Genomic DNA, 17928 nt, shown 5'->3' on the forward strand with positions numbered 1-17928 from the left:
CCGAGCACGAAGTGTTTTCGGATCGACTGCGCCATCTGCACACTGATCCCCAGGGCTTCCTTGATCGCCAGATCACCCAGCTGCCGATGGGCCATCAGCAAGATCTGAGCGCGGGTCATGACCCGCGCCTTGTGGGTCCCTTTCGTTGTGATGGCTTTGAGCGTCTGTTCCTGCTCAGGGCTCAATTCCACTTTGTACAGCAGAGGGCGAGGCATAAATAACTCTACTCAATTGCAAAACGCTCCACTAGAGCAGGCGGTAACGGCCCCGCGCTACCCGTTCGAGGTCTGGATATTTGCCTGCACCTTGACCGACCGCGTTCTGGCACATCTCGCTGGCGACATGCCGCCGAATGGTGGTATCGAGGTGTTGGGTGCCTTTGGCACGCATAGCAGCGACCACATCCTGAGCGGAAAACGTTCCGTCGGTTTGTTGTTGGCTCAGCTTGCGGGCAACAGCAAGAATCTCGTCACGGCACGTCATCTCTTCATTCTGCCTCAGACCGTGGGTCAATGACCGTGCTACCTCTCGCCCTTGCCAGTGTCCACCCTTTTACCTGTCAGGAAGGGTGGCGCAGAGCAGTCGTCAAAAGTGTTTTTGTTGACTGATCAGAACGATGTATCTCGCAAGATCAAACAGACGGTCAAGAGGGTCAGGGCCACAGCCATCAGCGCGACGATCTGGTACGGCCCTCCTACCCGGCGCGTTTCCACTGCCGACCCCAGAAAAACAATCAGCGTTCCACTCTGCACCAGAGGCGACCCCCAACTGGCCGGGAGAGAGCTGTCGGGCAGCAGGGTTTGCAGTGCCAGGCCGATCAGAATAATGACCAGTCCAATGATCCAGAAAGCTTTAAAACTCAGGGGCAGTTCACGCCATTGTTGCCTGACCGAACGCCTGGAGGTTGAAGTGAGTTGGTTTCGGGACACCTGGCGAGCATGCAGGTTGAGGTGGCACAGCCCTCTGACAAAGGCCAGCACCGATGAACCTGCCTCTTTTCTGCCTGGGCGGAGGCGTTCCTGATGAGCGTGAGCAGAGGTTGTCCTGTTGTGTGGGTTGTCCCCAGTGCAGCCAGGTGGTCAGACCCTGGTGCAGATCAGGCTGCTTACTGAAACGCTGTGTGCGGATGCGCCGTGAATTCCTCAGAATGCATTTGTTTTGCCCGGCTGCTGAACATGTATGCCGCGGGCTTTACCGCTGTACATCGCTTGATCCGCTCGGTTCATGGCTCTCGCCAGATCCTCTCCCGCCCCGATCCGCGTGACCCCAAAACTCACGGTGAAGCCCAACGTTCCCTGCTGGCCTCCGGCCAATTGAACTTCCAGCCCTTCAAGCTGCTCTGCAATCTGCCATTCACTGCCCGTCAGCAGCAGCACAAATTCATCTCCCCCTACCCGGCTGACCAGATCTCCCGGCTGGGCGATGGTCCGCAGAGTGCCAGCCAGCCGCACCAGACAGCGGTCTCCTTCTGCGTGTCCATGCTGGTCATTGATGCTCTTAAACTCATTGACATCCAGGAGCACCAGCACTGCATTGGCGGCCTGATCCTGGCAGACCTCATAGGCCTGCGACAGTCCCCGCCGGTTGAGCAGGGTCGTCAGGGGATCCAGCGTGGCCTGGACAAGTAGCTCGTGATGTAGGCGCTGCATCTCCTGGCGGCGGCGGTCATCATGCAACAGCCAGAACACGAAACTGCCGCCCACCGACAACAGCAGCGCCCCGGTATGTAGCAAGATATTGGGTCCATTCAGCGTGAAGCCCAGGCTGGCGTCGTGACCGACCATCATGTGCAGGCGGGGCAGGGTCAACAGCGTGCCTCCCAACAACACTCCCAGGTTCAGGCCATAGGCGGCCCGTAACGCCTGGTGCTGGCGCATTTGCCTGACGATCAGAGCCACCAGCATCAGGGACACCGTGGAGGTATAGCCCGTGACCAGAATAAACCGGAGTGCCGTATTGTCCCAGACGGTGGTCAGCAGAATCAGTGCGATCACGATGCCTGCGCACACGGCCCAGGCCACTTGATTGGTTCTTGGACTGACCAACTCTCCACTGAAGCGCTGGAAGGCCCTCAGGCACAGGATCGATCCAGCCATCAGCAGACTGTTACCCAGCACGACCGAGATCAGCAGGGTTTCCGGAGTCCTCAGGCTGTCCACCAGCACCCCCAGGACAAGTGCTGTCTGTCCTACAGCCCAACCCCGCCAACCAGGGTAAGAAGGCCGCAGCCATGAGACTGTAATGATGATGAGCGACACCAGTAGGCTGACTCCCCAGGTGAGGGCAGACAAAACGGTCATCGTAGTCCGCTCGTCTGGAAGCATCATGCCGAGTTTCCAATGTTCAGGATTACCTTCACTCTTGACCTATTTAGACAGAAGAGGCGTTATTGAGGCGTTATGTCGCACGTCTCTCTAAGCGCCCACTCCCTCTAAGAAAGCTGATTCTCATGGTGCAGGGTGCTTTTTCTCCGAATGAGGCTGTAACTCCTCGGAGATGAGCTGTGGTAATGGAGAGTCATGCTGCCTGAAGAACGCAGGCGTCCACCAGAGTGCTGCTGAAGCCCCAGGCGATCAGGGCAGTTTTTTACCTGTGACCGCACCGATAACCAACCCCAGACTTATCCCAAGAGCTGTACCCATTCCAATGTTATCGAAGGCGATTCCCAGGCCCGTGCCGATCGCCACGCCGATTGCCAACCAGAACCCTATAGCTTCTTGTTTGGTCTTCATAAGGCGAAGGCTAATTCTGGCGGCCATGAGAACCGTCCACTTTTGCTTGGCGATCTGCTGCGGGTGTCCCTGAACTTTGCCTGAAGCGTTGACTGTTGACCTGCTCATGCACAAAGAATCTGACCCAGCCACAGATCTGGATAGGTATCCAACATATTTGGGTTCGTAACTCTTGGGGCCTGCTCCTTACATTTCTAGGTTCGTCATCTAGCTTTCATCTCTTCGTGAATACCTGCTGCATTGATTCGATCAACAGATGAAATGCGCACTATCCAATAGAGCATCCAAAATAGGTTTCTACAATCGTTTATGCTTTATGTGTCCATTGATTGCATTTTTCTCTTTAAATTACAGATTGCTCTCCACACTGAGATTCCCGGCAATTGACTCTCAGTGTGCAAGTACAAAACTCATCATTACCAACATGCACAAGAACAGAGCGGCCACGCCTGAAAAACGCACCTGCCAGCCCAGCATCGGCTTACGCTTTTCCTCATCTTCTTCCAGACAGAAGGCTGGATTGGCCTGTGGTCGGTCGGGATTGCTCGCCGACTCTGGTGCAGGTGCGGAAGCTGGTCCGTTGTCGTCCAGCGCACTTTCCTGGACTTCGGCCCACTCCTTGAGCCGTACCGCGTGCCGTCCGAACCCTTCTTGAAAGGTCATTCTTCGACTCTAGCTTCAGGCCTCTCACAACGGCGTCACTCCCAGGAAGACCTGCTGTTTTCTTCATAAAACTGCAGTTTTCTAAGGAGCCTACGTCTGATGAAAAAGGTGTTTCAATAGGACCACCCGTGGTTCTCCTGGACATGAAGATCATATTCAGATGATGGGTGCTGCCCCTCTTTGTTCAAGCTGCCGTTTAGCTTTCAGACGACTGGAATCAGGTTTGTGGTTTTAGCCTGAGAACCATGAGTATGCTCGGAGTTCGTGCTGAACGGTCATCTGGAGGTATGTTGTGAAGGCAGCAGAGTGGCAGCGCTGGCTGTCGTCGTTGCCCGTTGATCTGCCAGGGCTTCAGGCAGTTCAGGAAGACCTGGGGCGGCAGATCGTTCAGGCCGAGACGCGGCTCAGGAGTGCGGTTGGTCGGGGCAACGACCGGCTGGAAGAGAGGGCGGCCCGCGTAGAATTGACCGAGCTGAACAGCAAATTGATGACCGTTCAGACCCGGCTGACTGCGGCCTGAGCCTCTGAACGTCATTGCTGATCAGTTGGCGTTGAGGCCCCACATGGTCGCGCTGCCGCCGTACCCGGTGACCACTTCCGGTGAGGCAAGCCCAGCGGCCTGCAATTCTGCCAGAGCCTGATCCACCTGGTTTTGCTCCAGAGAAAGCAGGGCTGTCAGTTCGTCGGCGCTGTGCTGCTTGTTGCCTTCCTGACGAAGAAAATCCAGGATCTGGCCTGCTGCTGCACTGAGGTTGGGGGTCGGCATTTCTGAGGCTGGCATGCGGCAGTGTAAGAGAGGCAGGTGGGACGCGGCTATTGGCTCTCACTTCACGTCGGGTTGCTCCGCCTCAGTTCTGCGCCTCATCATCAAATTAATCCCTTGCACATTCTGACAGCGCCTGCCGAGGCTCCCGCGTTAGACTGCGGATATGCCCGTTTACCCTCTTTTCAGGCTTCATTCCAGCCGCCATGCTGGGGTCTGATGCGCCCTCTTCAGGTTTTGCTGGTCGACGATAACCCAGCGGCGCGGGGGCTGGCCGAGGAAGCGTTCTCTCTGTCCGGGCAGCCCTGCGAGGTCACCATGATGGAAAGTGGCGACGACGCGCTGAGTGCCCTGATGGACAAAAACGGCATTCGGCCAGATGTGGTGCTGCTCGACATCAACATGCCTGGTATGGACGGTTTCGATGTGCTGGAAGCAATGAAAGCGCAGCCGCACCTGCGTCCCATTCCGGTGGTCATGCTCAGCGGTTCCTCCGCGCCGCAGGACATTCGCAAGGCATACACGCTGCATGCCAATGCCTACCTGGTCAAATCGGTGGAGTTTCAGACCTTTCTGACCCAGATTGAAGATTTCGTGGTGTTCTGGACACAGGCTCGCCTGACGACCCGGCCCGGCGAATCGGAATACTGAAAAACCATGATGGGATCTGGCGATGCAAAGAATTGCTGATCCCTTTCTTCTACCAGACGCCCTCCAGGATGTATTTCCTTTGGTTGATAACAACCTGCACGGCAGATAAGCCCTTCAGGCCGAATCGAATTCTCCCACCGTCATGACCCCGATCCATTGGCGGGTTTTGTGGGGTATGGCAAACAGCGACACGCCTCCATCCAGCAGAACATGAGGTTCCGGTACACGGTCGCCACGCCAGAAGGGAAGATGCCAGCGCTTGGAGAAGGCCGACTGGATGAAGCCGCCATGTGAGATAAAGCCGCCGATTCGCACCGACTCGTCGAAGTACACCAGGCGGCGCAGGGCGTCCTCGGTGGGCACGTCGGCAAAGCGGCTCAGTTCCCACACGGCCCGTCCGGAATAACCACAGTGCGTCAGGATGGCCTGTACCAGCGCTTCGGGCATCAGTAGGCGGTCTGCGCCGTGATCGGCCAATACCTCCAGATGTGCGTCCATATCGGGCACGCTGGCGTGATACCAGCGGATGACATCTTCATAACTGGGGTCGCCGGGCTGGGCTTCTGCCGTCAGCAGGTGGCTGATTTCATGGGCCGCCTCGCTGCGGCGCTGGGGCGCAGAGGCGTCGGCCCGCACGTAGATCACCCGCTCGGGCGTGGCCAGACTGTCGGTCCCGACGCGGTAGCTCATGCCCAGGCGGCGGGCGAGCTCGGGCATTTCCCGGGTAAATTCCGCCTCGGCATGGCGGGCAACGTGATACGCGAACAGGTCGTGCAGCACGTCATCCATTATTCGGCCCCGGTGTCCGGCGGATCGAATTCGTGGCGGTAGCGAATAAAGAGGGCCAGCCAGCCATCGGGCGTGGTGGGGCGGTGTTTGTGGTGCAGGCGGTGAAGATAACGGGGCCAGCGCGGTTCGGCCAGTGCCGCGAATTCAGGCTGGCCGCCGTACAGGCGCACCGCTTCCTGAAGCGCCTCCGGCAAGGGTTCCGGCTGAGATGTAGGCACCCTGCTGTTGCCGTAACCCCGCGCCGCCGCGCTGAAAGCCCGTGCAGGCCCGGTGGGGGAGGCGGTGGGCGTAAACAGTCCTGTCTGGGCAGACCATTCTTCCGGCGAATAGCCCAGTACTGCCCGCACCGCCTCTCTCACCTCCAACGATGCACGCGACAGGGCCGCCGTTCCGCGTTCCAGTTTGTTCAGGTAGTCCGGCGTGATGTGCTGACCATGCTTTTCCATCTGAGCCACGAACGCCGGGCGGTTCAGCCCCAACTCCAGACGCCGCTGTTGAACGAGCTGTCCGTGTTGCTTAGCACGCGGATCAGCTTCTTTTACAGCTCTGGCTGCTGTGGCAACCTTAGCAGTCGTCATCTGAGGCCACCCGAACACCGAATCTGTTCCCAATCCAGTCTGGTGTTGTCATGCCTGGATTGTAAACCATTCCCCGAAAAATGGGTAGGGGTCACGCCCAATCTGGGACTGTATCAGAACTGAGATTGACATTCTTGGGAATCAGTCTTATTCTATTCCCACATCTGACTCCGTTTGGAGAACAACTCTCCTGACGATCCTCAGTGCTGTTGCACAAGCAAAAATGGCCTTCGAAGGCCGGAAACTGGTACCAGAAGTTGCCGATCAACCGAAACACTGTCGTCTACAGGGAGGGCTTCTGAAAGAACGCTTCAACAAGTCGCTCGTTTCCGATGCTGACTTGGGAACAAATCAAGAATAACTTTTACCGCCTGACCCCATCCACCACAGGAGAGCCATCCATGACTGGAACAGATCTCACCGCCGTCCTGCCGCTGATCGCCAAAAGTGGAGCGGCCACCGTCGTCATCGCGTTGCTGTACGGCCTGTCGCATGTGATTCGGGAATGGCGCGGCGGAAGCGTATCGGAACAGAAAGAACACGATACGCAGCAGCAGTTGGCCGAAGCGGAATCCCGCCTTGAGGTGGCCGAGGAACGTGTACTGAAGCTGGCGCAGCAGAATCACGACCTGCGCTACCAGCGCGATCAGGCGCGGGTGCGGCTGGAATTTCTGGAACTCAAGTACGGCGAGCAGCCCCGCAGCGTGTGGCCCACGGACGGCGAGTGGGTACCCAGAAAATAAAGTATGGGCAGTAAAGGGTAAGAAAGGCGTGCCAGACGTAGCATCTTCACGCTAAGTCACCTTGGCAGGCGACCTCCAAAACAGGTGCTTCAGCTTTCCTCTGTCTCATCTCCAAGTTCCTGCGCGGTGGCGTCAATTGTGGGATGACGTTTTTCAAACTGGATGGTCAGCACTCCGGCGCTCAGGCGGGCCTCGCCGCTCTGGGGCAACACGGCTTCGGGAAACACCAGGGTTCGGGTGAACTTTCCGCTGGCACGTTCGGCGCTCAGCACGTGGCCCAGCGTTTGGTCCGGTGTGGGCCGCTCTCCCTGAATGGTCACAGTGTCGTCTTCTTCCGACAGGGCCAGCGAATCCAGATTCACGCCTGGCACGTCCAGCAGCAGGGTCAGGTGAGAATCGTTGTCTATCCAATCGGCGGCGGGTGTCCACGGGCGGGCGCTTCCCAGCGTCTCCACCTCTTCACGCAGGTTCATCAGCTGTTGCAGTCGGGCAAGGACAGGCTCGTTCATCCATATCACGCTACTACAGCAGCCTGAGATTCTCTGTCTGGGCCAGGAGAGGAGATGTGATCGAGCGGCCTGTGACCTGAGCAGTCTGAGGGACGGAGCTGGCAAAATTTCCCTGTCTGTCCGCAGATTTTGGCGTGCTGTTCTAAACTTCTGGGCGTGATGTCTGCCACGCCTGCCCGCACCTTTCCTGCCCTGCCCCTCCTGACCGCCCCCACTGCTGCCGGAAAAACTGCGCTGGCACTTCAACTGGCTGCGCTGAACCGGGCAGAACTGGGTCAGACTGAATTGGGCCAGGAAAAATCGGGGCAATCGGAGCCGGGCCAGCTGGAAATCATCGCCGCAGACGCGTTTACCGTGTACCGGGGACTGGATGTAGGCACCGCCAAGCCTAGCCCTGCCGAACGTGGGGCCGTACCGCACCACCTGCTGGATGTGGCTGACGTGCATGAGGAATACGATGTGGCCCGTTATGTGGCCGAGGCGGAAGCGGCTATTCGGGGTGTGCTGGCGCGGGGAAATATCCCACTGGTGGTGGGAGGCACCGGATTTTATCTGAGTGCGCTGACGCGGGGGCTGCCGCTGACGCCACCCTCGGAGCCTGATCTGCGGGCCGAGGTGGAAGCCGACCTTGCCGCACGCGGGCTGGACGCGCTGCTGGCCGACATGGCCGCCGCCAACCCTGCCGAGGCCGTCCGCATGGAACGCAACCCCCGCCGCGTCGTCCGGGCGCTGGAGGTCTACCGCCGCACCGGGCGCTTTCCCGGCGAATTTGGCCGCACCGAGCCTGCTTTCTCCTACCAAATCACCGCCTTTACCCGCCCCGCCGCCGAACTGGAGCAGCGCATCGGCAGGCGCGTGGGCGCGATGCTGGCGCAGGGCTGGCCCGAGGAAGCCGCGTGGTTGGCTTCCCGCCTTGATCCAGAAACCATGCCTAGGCCAACCGCCTGGCAAGCCCTGGGTTACCGCGAGGCGCTGGCTGTGGCTCAGGGCAAGCTGACTGTGCAGGCCGCACAACAGGCGATTGCGCTGGCGACCCGTCAATATGCCAAACGCCAGCTGACCTGGACACGCACCCAGTTGGCCGCCTCGCCCGTTACACCCTCACAGGCCGCAGATTCGCTGGCCGCGCAACTGTCAGAATTGCGGTCTGTTCTGCGTGCAGGACACTCCTTATAGTCCAGCAGCCAGCAGTAATCTTTACACCTTGTTCAGTGTTTGTAAGCCCTGCCTAAGCGTGTGCCCCGTCCTCCCGCAGCACAGGCTAAACTCAGAAGTGAGTTACACCTCATTCTTGGGCGGTACGGTATCGGAACCGGGAGGCCAACTGGTCTTTCGGTCATCCGTCTCTGATTCGCCTACGCGGGCCTGATCCGGGGCCGTGTTCCGGCAGCACTAGCAGCAGCACTCGCATTAGGGGGAAAGCACATGAAGCCGAGAGTTTTGGGCATGATTTTGGCGGGTGGGCAGGGGTCACGGCTTGCACCGCTGACGCAAAAGCGCAGCAAGCCTGCCGTGCCGTTTGGCAGCAAATACCGCATCATCGATTTCGCCATCAACAACTTTATGAACTCTGGCATGTTCAGCATCTACGTGCTGACCCAGTACAAGGCCCAGAGCCTCACCGAACATATTCAGCGGGGCTGGCGTTTCGGCACCTTCCTCAGCGACTACTTCATTACGCTGGTGCCCGCGCAGATGTACCGCCTGGAAGAACTCGGCCCGGTCTGGTACCGGGGAACTGCCGACGCGGTGTATCAGAACATGCACCTGATCGACAATTACGACGCCGATTACGTGGCGATCTTCAGCGGCGACCACATCTACAAGATGAACGTGGAGCACATGCTCCAGACGCACATCGATTCCCGCGCCGACATCACCATTGCCGCCTACCCGATGCCCCAGAGTCAGGCGCATCAATTCGGCGTGATGCACGTTGATGAGCGCTGGAAGGTCACCGACTTTCTGGAGAAGCCCAAAAACCCGCCCAGCATCCCCGGTCAGGAGGGCGTGAGCCTGACCAGCATGGGCAACTATATTTTCAGCCGCAAAGCCCTTGACGAGTTGCTGGAAACCAGCATGTCGGGCGGCGAGGAGGGCTTCGACTTCGGGGGCGACGTGATCCCGCGTGCCCTGTCGGACGGCTACAACGTCATGGCCTACGACTTCCACCGCAATCCCATTCCCGGTCAGTCTGGCCCCAACCTGTACTGGCGCGATGTGGGCACGCTGGACGCGTACTTTGACGCCAACATGGACCTGGTTACCGTGAATCCAGAATTCGACATCTACAACCCCGAATGGCCGCTGCGAACCAGCAGCGAGTTTTCGCCGCCCGCCAAATTCGTGCACGAATCCGAGGGGCGCAAGGGACAGGCCTTCAACACGATTATGGCCGGGGGCACCATCATCAGTGGCGGCACGGTCAGAGACAGCGTGCTGGGCCGGAACGTGCGCCTGCACAGCTATTCGGTGGTAGAAAGCTGCGTGCTGTTCGATGATGTGGAGGTGGGCCGCCATGCCCGCCTGAAGCGCGTGATCGTGGATAAAGACGTGGTCATTCCGCCCGGAACGGTGATCGGGCTGAACCGCGACGACGATCTGGCACGGGGCTTCACGGTCACCGACAGCGGCGTCGTGGTGGTTTCCAAAGGCTATACCTTCTGAGCCGGACCTGAACTGAATCTGTCCTGATAGCGGCGACAGGCGCACCGAAATGGTCGTGCCTGCCGCCGCTTCTACCAGTTCCCAGCTACTCAAGCTCGGCTGTAGCCCTCCCTGCACCGAAAGCGCCGTACACTGTGCAGCGTGAATTTTCGCACGGTGATCACCCTTTCCTGTCTGACTTCTGCTCTGGGGTCGGCCTCCACTCAGGCTCTGACCCTCACTGTGGAAGCTCAGACCAGGGTGACTGGACCCGCACTGGTGAGTAGTCTGGTGTGGCTACCGGGCGGCTCGCGTGCCCTGTGTCTGGGGAACCGGCTCCTTGTCCTGGACAGGACAGGCCAGACTTCGCGCCTGATTCCCACCGGAGAGGCGGCCTGCCAGAGCCTCAGCGTCAATCAGGCGGGAACATTGGCGGTGACCTCGGCGGGCGGCACCCTGAACGTCTGGCGTCTGGGTGACGGCGTGCGCCTGGCCCAACGTGTGACCGGGCCTCTGAAGGGGTCTGGATTCGTGTCCGACACCGATCTGTTGCTGGCGACACCGACCGGGTTGGATCGCCTGAATGTGCTCACGGGAGCGCGGCAGACGGTGCAGATCACCCCAGTGAACGCCCTGTTTATGGCTCCAGACGGCCTGCGGGCGGTGGTGGGTACAGTCGCTGCCGGGCGCGGACGGGTGCAACTGATCGATACGACCACGCAGGCCGTGCTGTCTGGAACCGTCTGCGACGCCCTGTGTGTGCCCCAGAACGCCCAGTTCGGCATCTCTGGCCGGACGGCGGTGGTGCGGGCGGGGTCTGTGTTGCTGTCCTTGCGCGAGGGCTACCCCAGTTCTGTCGTGGCGCGTGGCCTGCCTGCCTCCGATCCGGCGTCCGGGTTTCCTCTGCCAGATTCCTCGGTGCTGGCCTTTCTGGACGGCAATGTGGAATCCCGCGACCTGCAAACGGGGCGCAAGCAGGGACTGTTGCCCATCCAGGGTGTGTTGGCCCAGCCTGTCAGCCTGTCGCCGCAGGGAAGGATTTCTGCCCTCACCGACAGCGGCGATCTCCTCAGTGCCGACCCTACCTTCCGTGAAGTGCAGCGTATGGCCCTGCCCGCTGCCCTGATAGGCGGGGGAGAGGGCGCGGCGCTGCTGCCTTCCGGCGAATTGCGGCTCGGCGCAAAAACGGTTGCTGGCGGGTTTGCGGCGGTGCAGACCATGAATAAAAGCACCTGGACACTTGGGGTTCTCTCCGAGGAGCGGCAGGAAGTGGGCCTGCTCATGGGCGGCGCGGTGCGCGTGCTGACTGCCGTCAATGCCGCCGAGGGTGCAGAGGTCCGCCTGGGTGTGAACCACTGGGGAAACCACGCGCTGACCTGGAGTAGCGCGGGCGTTACGGTGGTGGCGCAGACCAGTGGAAAGGTCGTGGCGACCCTCAAGGCCACTGCTCTGAATCTGGCCCCGGCGGTGCTGGCTGCCTCCACCCTGACCCTCTCACCCGATGCCACCCGCCTGTTCGTGCTGCCCGCTGCCGCCGACGCCGCACCGTTCGTCTATACGGTTGCCACCCGCCAACGTGCGGCACTGAACGTATCTGCCCCGCCCACCAACCAGTCTTACGCCTCACTTCAGATCAGCGGCAAAGGCGTACTGGCGCTGGGAGTCTTGCGCCTAGATTCTGTGAACCAGAGCGCCGAACCCCATCCGGCAGAGATCGGCCTGTACCGCTCCGGCGAACCGCGACCCTACGCGGTACTGAGGGCCAACGCGGACGCCACCCGCCAGAATCTGCACCGATTCAGTCCCGACAGCACCCTGTTGGCCCTCGTCAACGCCGATCAGAGCGGCTTCCGTGTCGATCTGGTAGATGTTGCCACCGGAACAATTGCGGCCACCACGCCTCCTCTCGCCAATGCGCCTGCCTTCCTGTCTTGGTCACCTGACAATGCCAGACTGACTGTGGGTGCGGGTCTACTGGACGCCCTGAATACGGTAACTGTGTTTGGAGTGAGGCCGTAGAGCGGGTGTGAGACGTGGGTTGTAGGCTTCAGGAAAGGGTGCAGAAAAACAGAGAACGTGGATCGTAGCCAGTGGTTTGACCACGCTCTACAATCCACGTTCTTCGGGCCGTTCCTACAGCCCCCTTCCTATTCTCAAACCATTGCTGGTTCTACATATTCCCCATACACGCCCTTGAGCACGTCCATCTGCTCGCCCAGCGTCACGTAGGCATGGGCACACTCCAGGAAGGCGGGCATGGAATTCGCGCCCGTCACGGCAGTGTCACGCAGGGCTGCCAACGCCGCCTGTGTGCGGGCCGGGTCGCGTTCGCGGCGCACCTGGGCCAGCCTCGCTTCCTGCACGCGCTCGACTTCGGGGTCAATCAGTTGCAGCGGCACCTGTACGGCGTCCTGCACAAAGTCGTTGACTCCCACGATAATCCGGTTCTTTTTCTCGACCTCACGCTGGTAGCGGTAGGCAGCTTCGGCCATTTCCAGCTGAAAGAAGCCGTTGTCTATGCCCACTTCCACGCCGCCCATCGCCCGAATCTGTTCTATATAGCCCAGTGCAGCGGCTTCTATATCGTTGGTCAATTTTTCCACGTAGTAGCTGCCTGCCAGTGGATCGACTACGCCTGCCACGCCCGTTTCATAGGCGATGATCTGCTGCGTTCTGAGGGCGATGGTCGCGGCCTCTTCGGTGGGCAGGGCCAGAGCTTCGTCGAAGGCGTCGGTGTGCAGGCTTTGCGTGCCGCCCAACACGGCGGCCAGCGCCTGAATTGCCACCCGGGCAATGTTGTTCAATGGCTGCTGCGCGGGCAGGCTGACTCCGGCAGTCTGGGAATGTGTTCTCAGCATCCATGACTTGGGGTTTTTTGCGCCGTAGCGGTCCCGCATCTGCCGCGCCCAGATGCGGCGAGCGGCCCGCAACTTGGCAATCTCTTCAAAAAAGTCATTGTGGATGTCCCAGAAAAAACTGATTCGGGGCGCAAATTCATCTATATCCAGCCCACGTTCCAGCGCCTTTTCTACATAATGAAAGCCGTCTGCCAGAGTAAAGGCCAGTTCCTGTACCCCTGTCGCGCCCGCTTCTCTGATGTGGTAGCCGCTGACCGAAATAAAGTTCCACTTCGGCACGATCTTAGGCCCCCATTCAAAGGTATCGATGACCAGTTTTACACTGGGTGCGGGCGGATAAATAAATTCTTTCTGGGCAATGAATTCTTTGAGAATATCGTTTTGAATGGTGCCGCCGATTTTGCTCAGGTCTTTGCCCTGTTTCTGGGCATTGGCAATGTACATGGCCCAGATTGCATTTGCGGGGCTGTTGATGGTCATAGAAGTGGTCACTTGTTCGGGATCGATGCCCCGGAACAGGATTTCCATATCCGCGAGGCTGGCAACGGCCACTCCGCATTTGCCCACCTCGCCTTTGCTGAAGGGATGATCGGAGTCGTAACCCATCAGCGTGGGCAGATCGAAGGCGGTACTCAGGCCTGTCTGTCCAGCCCGCAGAAGTGCGTGAAAGCGTTCATTGGTCTGTTCAGCGCTGCCAAAGCCTGCAAACATTCGCATTGTCCAGAGTTTGCCCCGGTAGACGCTGGCCTGCACGCCCCGCGTATAGGGAAACTCGCCCGGATAACCCAGATCACGCTCTGAATCCCAATCATGCAGGTCGTCTTCCGTATAGATCGGATCAGGTTCCATATCCGACAGGTTTTTATGGTTGTATTTGCGCTCAGGGTGCTTGGCAACGGCAGGCTGATACACGCTGCTCAGCCATTCATTTTTGGTGCGGCGGGAATTAGGCGGCTGGGTCATGGGAAAACCTCCGGGGTGGGAAAGATGGAGAAAACAAACGCTCGTTAGGTGGCCTCTAGCCTAGCAGACCGGAGCCTCAGCCATTCAGCCTATGCCGCCGCTCTGCCCGCTCCCTTAGGCTCAGGCCAGTGCCTTCTTCCACTTTGCCCACCGCCTCGGCCCTTGCCCGCTTCAGTCTTGCTGCACAGCATTCGGCGAGCCTCGCTTGGTGTTCGGAAGGCCAGCGCCTCGCCAATTTTGCCGATGAACACGCCTTTGATCTGCAATTGGCGACAGATTTGGAGTTGGCCGCAGTGCGTGCCCAGAGGATGAAACCAGCCCAGCCGCCAGAAGCGTTTTTGAACCAGTGGCTTCCGGTCTTGCCCGACCTTGAAGCCCTGCTCAGCATCCGGTTCGAGGGTGCGAATCCGGGCAAGCCTTTTGTAGACGCCAGCGTTACTTCTCGGCCCGTGCTGGCCGCCGATTTGCCCGCGTTGGCGGCGTTGGCCCAGCGGACGTATGCAGGCTTTGGCCCCCAGCGGTTGCGCTTCTGGTCGGCGGCACCGGCGGGAGCCTTCGCGGGCACGCGGCCCGACTTGCGGGTGCTGGCTGCCCCTCTGGCCGACCTGCAACGCCGTTCCACTCCGCCAGAATTGTCGTTGCGGCCCACGCTGGACACCTCCCAACTGGAAGCGGCGCGTGAAGCTTACGCCGATGTAGACCGCCTGCATCCCGCCCATCCCGGTCAGGCCCGCCTCCTGTCTGAAGAAGATCTGCTGGAAACTATAGAGGCCGGAACGATGTTTGATGTGCTGCACGGGGGCCAGTGGGCCGGATATGTGGGCGTGTTGCCCAAGCTCAAGCACGGGCTGAATGCCTATTCGGTACAGGAATTGATCCTGTCTCCCGCCTGGCGGGGGCGCGGTTACGGTGCGGCCCTGACGACCTTGTTGGCCCAAGCCCTGCCAGAACCAGACCGCGTGCTGTTGGGTACGATTCATGCAGACAACTGGGGCGCACGGCAAGCCGCTTTGCAGGCGGGGCGAACTGACATTGGCGGCTGGTCGTGGCTGCCTCTATTCCACCCTTGACCATAGGTTCTGGGGCATGGAGTCTCTGGCCTTGACCCCAATCTGACCCCAACCCCCGACTCATCTGCTAGAATCTATGTTTGGGTGTCTCGCCCACCAGTGATGTGTGGCGAGCCTTTTCATGCCGGGGCCATTCATCTCCTGACCAGATTGTCAGGCCAGCCCCGGACATGCACCAAGTTCCGCCCTCGCCTCCAGCCCGTTGCTGGTGCGCTCGCGGGCGGGGGAGAGAATGAACATGGAATACCGGAATATTGCGATCATTGCACACGTCGATCACGGCAAAACCACGCTGGTAGACGGACTTCTCAAGCAGACCCTGAAACTCGGCCACGGCGAAGAAATTACCGAACGCGCCATGGACAGCAACGACCTTGAAAAAGAGCGCGGCATCACCATCCTGGCGAAAAATACTGCCGTGGAGTACAAGGGCATCAAAATCAACATTGTAGACACTCCCGGACACGCCGATTTCGGCGGAGAAGTGGAGCGCGTGTTGGGCATGGTAGACGGCGCACTGGTACTGGTGGACGCTGCCGAAGGCCCCATGCCCCAGACCCGTTTCGTGCTGCGTAAGGCCATCGAACTGGGCCTGAAGATCGTGGTGGTCATCAACAAGATCGACCGTCAGGATGCCCGTATCGAAGAAGTTGTCAACCTGACCTTCGACCTGATGGCCGAACTCGGTGCCAGCGACGATCAGCTCGACTTCCCCATCCTGTACGCCGTGGCCCGTGACGGCAAGGCCTACAAGGATCTGGAAAGCCCGCAGGAAGACATGCACGAGCTGTTCGAGATGGTGCTGGAGTACATCCCCAGCCCTCCCGTCAAAGTGGACGAGCCGTTCCAGATGGTCGTCACCAACCTCGACTACTCCGAATACCTCGGGCGCATCGTGTTGGGCCGCATTCAGCGCGGTACCGTCAAGAAGGGCGAATTTGTCCAACTGATTCACAAAGACGGCACCATGACCAAGTCGCGCATCGTGCAGCCGTTTACCCACATGGGTCTGCGCCGCATTGAGGCCGACAGCGTCAGCGCAGGCGACATCGTGGCTCTGGCGGGTATCGAAGACGCGCAGATCGGCGAAACTGTGGCCGACCTCGCGGATCCCGAAGCCTTGCCCATCATCACCGTGGACGAACCCACCGTGTCGATGACCTTCCAGCCCAACACCAGCCCCTTTGCAGGCAAGGAAGGCAAGTACGTCACCTCCCGCCACCTGAACGACCGCCTGAAGCGCGAAGTGATGACCAACGTGTCGCTCAAGGTCGAAGAACTCCGCCCCGACGAATTCAAGGTCAGCGGGCGCGGCGAGCTTCACCTCAGCATCCTGCTGGAAACCATGCGCCGTGAAGGCTACGAAGTGCAGGTCGGATCGCCTCAGGTCATCATCCGCGAGATCGACGGCGAGAAGCATGAGCCTATCGAGCATCTCGTGATCGACGTACCGGAGTATCACTCCAGCAGCGTCATCGGCATCCTGAGTTCCCGCAAGGGCCAGATGGTGAACATGGAGCCGCAGGGCACCCGGACCCGCGTGGAATTCAAGATTCCCAGCCGCGCTCTGTTCGGCTTCCGTACCCAGTTCCTGTCCATGACGCAGGGCGAAGGCATCATGAGCCACATTTTCGACGGTTATGCGCCCTGGGCCGGAGAACTCAAGACCCGTCAGAACGGTTCGCTGGTCAGCATGGAAGACGGCACTGCGTTTGCCTACTCCATCTGGAAACTGCAAGACCGTGGCAACTTCTTCATCGACGCTGGCGCTGATGTGTACGTGGGCATGATCGTGGGCGAAAACGCCCGCGAGCAGGACATGAACGTCAACGTCTGCAAGAACAAGAAGCTGACCAACGTGCGTTCGAGCGGTGCCGACGACGCCCTGACCCTTATTCCGCCCAAGCGCATGAGCCTCGAAGACGCGCTGGAATACATCAGCGACGATGAACTCGTGGAACTGACGCCCCAGAGCATCCGTCTGCGTAAGAAAGTGCTGAACCCCAGCATGCGGAAGTAAGCAGAGAAATTCGTTAAGCACGCGCCCCGGCTTCGGCCTGGGGCGCGTGTTTTTGGTTGCCAAACTCGGGCTGTCTCTGGAGCAGTAGCCAAAGTGAAGGTCCACTTGTCTGACATTCGCCCTTGCGTGGTGAGCGGTGGCCGATTAATCTGACCAGAGGACTCAGGATTAATGACTCAACTCCAGACCATTCCCACTGCTCACGCTCCCCTCGACATCCACACCCGTTCGTTGTTGTTGGCGTCGGAGGCGGTCTTGGCCCATCTGCATCCACGCGCACCGCTGCGTCTGGCACAGGTCACGCTGGAAGGCGGCGTCTGCTACGTCACTGCGCCCAATACCGATGCGCTGCGCCTGAACCGCGCCCTGGCTGAAGAAGTCGTGCTGGTAGCGTCGGCACAGGCGGGAGCGGGCGCGTTGCTGGGAATTGCGAGGGGCAATGCAGGATCGGCGCGTGATGCAGCCGAGTTGCTGGCTCTGGCCCTGACTGAACCTGAAGAACAAGAAGTCTTGCCCGCTTATTTATCGGTGCTGGAAGCGCGAGCACGGGCCTTGCTGCGCCGTTCCTGGGCAGAGGTAGAAGTCGTGGCGGCGGGTCTGCGCGAACTGGGCCAGCTCGACGCCCGCGATGTGGCCCACCGAATCGCCTGCGCCCAGAGCATTCGCGGAACGCTGCTGAATTGACTCCAATAGGTCGCTTTTATCTTCTAGATGACATTTTCTGGATAAATCGAACGAACCCTCAAGGCTGCGAGGCGGAGTGACTGCAATGACCTCCCAGAAATGCGGCTGTGTCAAGCTGGCGGGCTTGATGCTCACCTCATCCAATTCGGTGATCTATAAAGACTGAGATTAGGGAAAACCTGTACAGAACAGTTTTTTCCCTGTCTTCTGTAGAACTCCACGCGGGACAGTCGGAATTGTAGTCTGGTATTCATTTTGC

At 59.6% G+C, this 17928-nt stretch carries 19 protein-coding genes and 1 pseudogene; 9 read left to right on the plus strand and 11 right to left on the minus strand.

The genetic code is table 11. The features are described from left to right. The 6 genes and pseudogenes from F561_RS0113405 to F561_RS0113430 form a co-directional block, all read right to left on the minus strand. A pseudogene (locus F561_RS0113405) lies at window positions 1–215 on the minus strand (hypothetical protein); the annotation flags it as partial. Between the two features lie 31 nt (window positions 216–246). After that, window positions 247–483 (minus strand): DUF7669 domain-containing protein, encoded by a 237-nt coding sequence (locus tag F561_RS0113410; RefSeq protein ID WP_019010484.1) that lies wholly within the window; start codon window positions 481–483, stop codon window positions 247–249. Between the two features lie 125 nt (window positions 484–608). Then, window positions 609–929, minus strand: coding sequence for a hypothetical protein (locus F561_RS0113415; protein ID WP_157451849.1), 321 nt, complete (start codon window positions 927–929; stop codon window positions 609–611). 213 nt (window positions 930–1142) lie between these two features. After that, complete coding sequence (locus F561_RS27240) at window positions 1143–2300, minus strand: GGDEF domain-containing protein (RefSeq protein ID WP_157451850.1); 1158 nt, start codon at window positions 2298–2300, stop codon at window positions 1143–1145. Window positions 2301–2573: 273 nt separating this feature from the next. After that, window positions 2574–2732 carry a glycine zipper domain-containing protein gene (locus F561_RS25485; protein ID WP_211214819.1) on the minus strand — a complete coding sequence of 53 codons (159 nt, stop codon included), beginning with the start codon at window positions 2730–2732 and terminating at the stop codon, window positions 2574–2576. Window positions 2733–3122: 390 nt separating this feature from the next. Beyond that, complete coding sequence (locus tag F561_RS0113430; protein ID WP_019010488.1) at window positions 3123–3395, minus strand: hypothetical protein; 273 nt, start codon at window positions 3393–3395, stop codon at window positions 3123–3125. 292 nt (window positions 3396–3687) lie between these two features. On the opposite strand from F561_RS0113430, the gene F561_RS0113435 reads away from it, so the two are divergent. Further along, window positions 3688–3915, plus strand: a complete 228-nt coding sequence (locus tag F561_RS0113435) for a hypothetical protein (RefSeq protein ID WP_019010489.1) — start codon at window positions 3688–3690, stop codon at window positions 3913–3915. A 21-nt stretch (window positions 3916–3936) separates the two neighbouring features. Here F561_RS0113435 and F561_RS0113440 read toward each other — a convergent pair whose 3' ends face one another. Next, window positions 3937–4176: a cytochrome P450 gene (locus F561_RS0113440; protein ID WP_245556521.1), complete on the minus strand. Its 240-nt coding sequence runs from the start codon at window positions 4174–4176 to the stop codon at window positions 3937–3939. A gap of 201 nt (window positions 4177–4377) precedes the next feature. Here F561_RS0113440 and F561_RS0113445 point away from each other — a divergent pair, with 201 nt between their 5' ends. Next, window positions 4378–4809 carry a response regulator gene (locus F561_RS0113445; protein ID WP_019010491.1) on the plus strand — a complete coding sequence of 144 codons (432 nt, stop codon included), beginning with the start codon at window positions 4378–4380 and terminating at the stop codon, window positions 4807–4809. 114 nt (window positions 4810–4923) lie between these two features. On the opposite strand, the gene F561_RS0113450 is transcribed toward F561_RS0113445, so the two are convergent. Together F561_RS0113450 and F561_RS0113455 are read right to left on the minus strand one after the other, a co-directional pair. Next, the gene (locus F561_RS0113450) at window positions 4924–5598 is read right to left on the minus strand and encodes an ImmA/IrrE family metallo-endopeptidase (RefSeq protein ID WP_019010492.1); all 675 of its coding nucleotides are present in this window, start codon (window positions 5596–5598) and stop codon (window positions 4924–4926) included. Continuing rightward, window positions 5598–6176 carry a hypothetical protein gene (locus F561_RS0113455; protein WP_157451851.1) on the minus strand — a complete coding sequence of 193 codons (579 nt, stop codon included), beginning with the start codon at window positions 6174–6176 and terminating at the stop codon, window positions 5598–5600. The genes F561_RS0113450 and F561_RS0113455 overlap by 1 nt, the downstream gene beginning before the upstream one ends. Before the next feature lie 401 nt (window positions 6177–6577). Between F561_RS0113455 and F561_RS0113460 the strand changes: the two genes are divergently transcribed. Next, window positions 6578–6919 (plus strand): hypothetical protein, encoded by a 342-nt coding sequence (locus tag F561_RS0113460; RefSeq protein ID WP_157451852.1) that lies wholly within the window; start codon window positions 6578–6580, stop codon window positions 6917–6919. Window positions 6920–7008: 89 nt separating this feature from the next. Here F561_RS0113460 and F561_RS0113465 read toward each other — a convergent pair whose 3' ends face one another. Further along, window positions 7009–7428: an Hsp20/alpha crystallin family protein gene (locus tag F561_RS0113465; protein ID WP_019010495.1), complete on the minus strand. Its 420-nt coding sequence runs from the start codon at window positions 7426–7428 to the stop codon at window positions 7009–7011. Between the two features lie 159 nt (window positions 7429–7587). Here F561_RS0113465 and miaA point away from each other — a divergent pair, with 159 nt between their 5' ends. From miaA to F561_RS27245, 3 genes are all read left to right on the plus strand, one after another. Continuing rightward, window positions 7588–8604, plus strand: a complete 1017-nt coding sequence (gene miaA, locus F561_RS0113470) for a tRNA (adenosine(37)-N6)-dimethylallyltransferase MiaA (RefSeq protein WP_019010496.1) — start codon at window positions 7588–7590, stop codon at window positions 8602–8604. A gap of 249 nt (window positions 8605–8853) precedes the next feature. Beyond that, window positions 8854–10095: a glucose-1-phosphate adenylyltransferase gene (gene glgC / locus F561_RS0113475; protein ID WP_026298898.1), complete on the plus strand. Its 1242-nt coding sequence runs from the start codon at window positions 8854–8856 to the stop codon at window positions 10093–10095. A gap of 141 nt (window positions 10096–10236) precedes the next feature. Next, window positions 10237–12093, plus strand: coding sequence for a hypothetical protein (locus F561_RS27245; RefSeq protein ID WP_019010498.1), 1857 nt, complete (start codon window positions 10237–10239; stop codon window positions 12091–12093). A gap of 134 nt (window positions 12094–12227) precedes the next feature. Here the strand turns inward: F561_RS27245 and F561_RS0113485 are convergent, their stop codons facing one another. After that, a complete protein-coding gene (locus F561_RS0113485) occupies window positions 12228–13895 on the minus strand; it encodes a methylmalonyl-CoA mutase family protein (RefSeq protein ID WP_019010499.1) in 1668 nt (555 codons plus the stop codon). 128 nt (window positions 13896–14023) lie between these two features. Here F561_RS0113485 and F561_RS25495 point away from each other — a divergent pair, with 128 nt between their 5' ends. From F561_RS25495 to F561_RS0113500, 3 genes are all read left to right on the plus strand, one after another. Continuing rightward, complete coding sequence (locus F561_RS25495; protein ID WP_026298899.1) at window positions 14024–14965, plus strand: GNAT family N-acetyltransferase; 942 nt, start codon at window positions 14024–14026, stop codon at window positions 14963–14965. 238 nt (window positions 14966–15203) lie between these two features. Further along, on the plus strand, window positions 15204–16985 hold the full coding sequence (typA, locus tag F561_RS0113495) for a translational GTPase TypA (RefSeq protein ID WP_019010501.1): 1782 nt from the start codon (window positions 15204–15206) through the stop codon (window positions 16983–16985). Between the two features lie 171 nt (window positions 16986–17156). Continuing rightward, window positions 17157–17669, plus strand: a complete 513-nt coding sequence (locus F561_RS0113500; protein WP_019010502.1) for a hypothetical protein — start codon at window positions 17157–17159, stop codon at window positions 17667–17669. Window positions 17670–17928: the final 259 nt, after the last annotated feature.

The organism is Deinococcus aquatilis DSM 23025, assembly GCF_000378445.1.
GTDB lineage: Bacteria > Deinococcota > Deinococci > Deinococcales > Deinococcaceae > Deinococcus > Deinococcus aquatilis.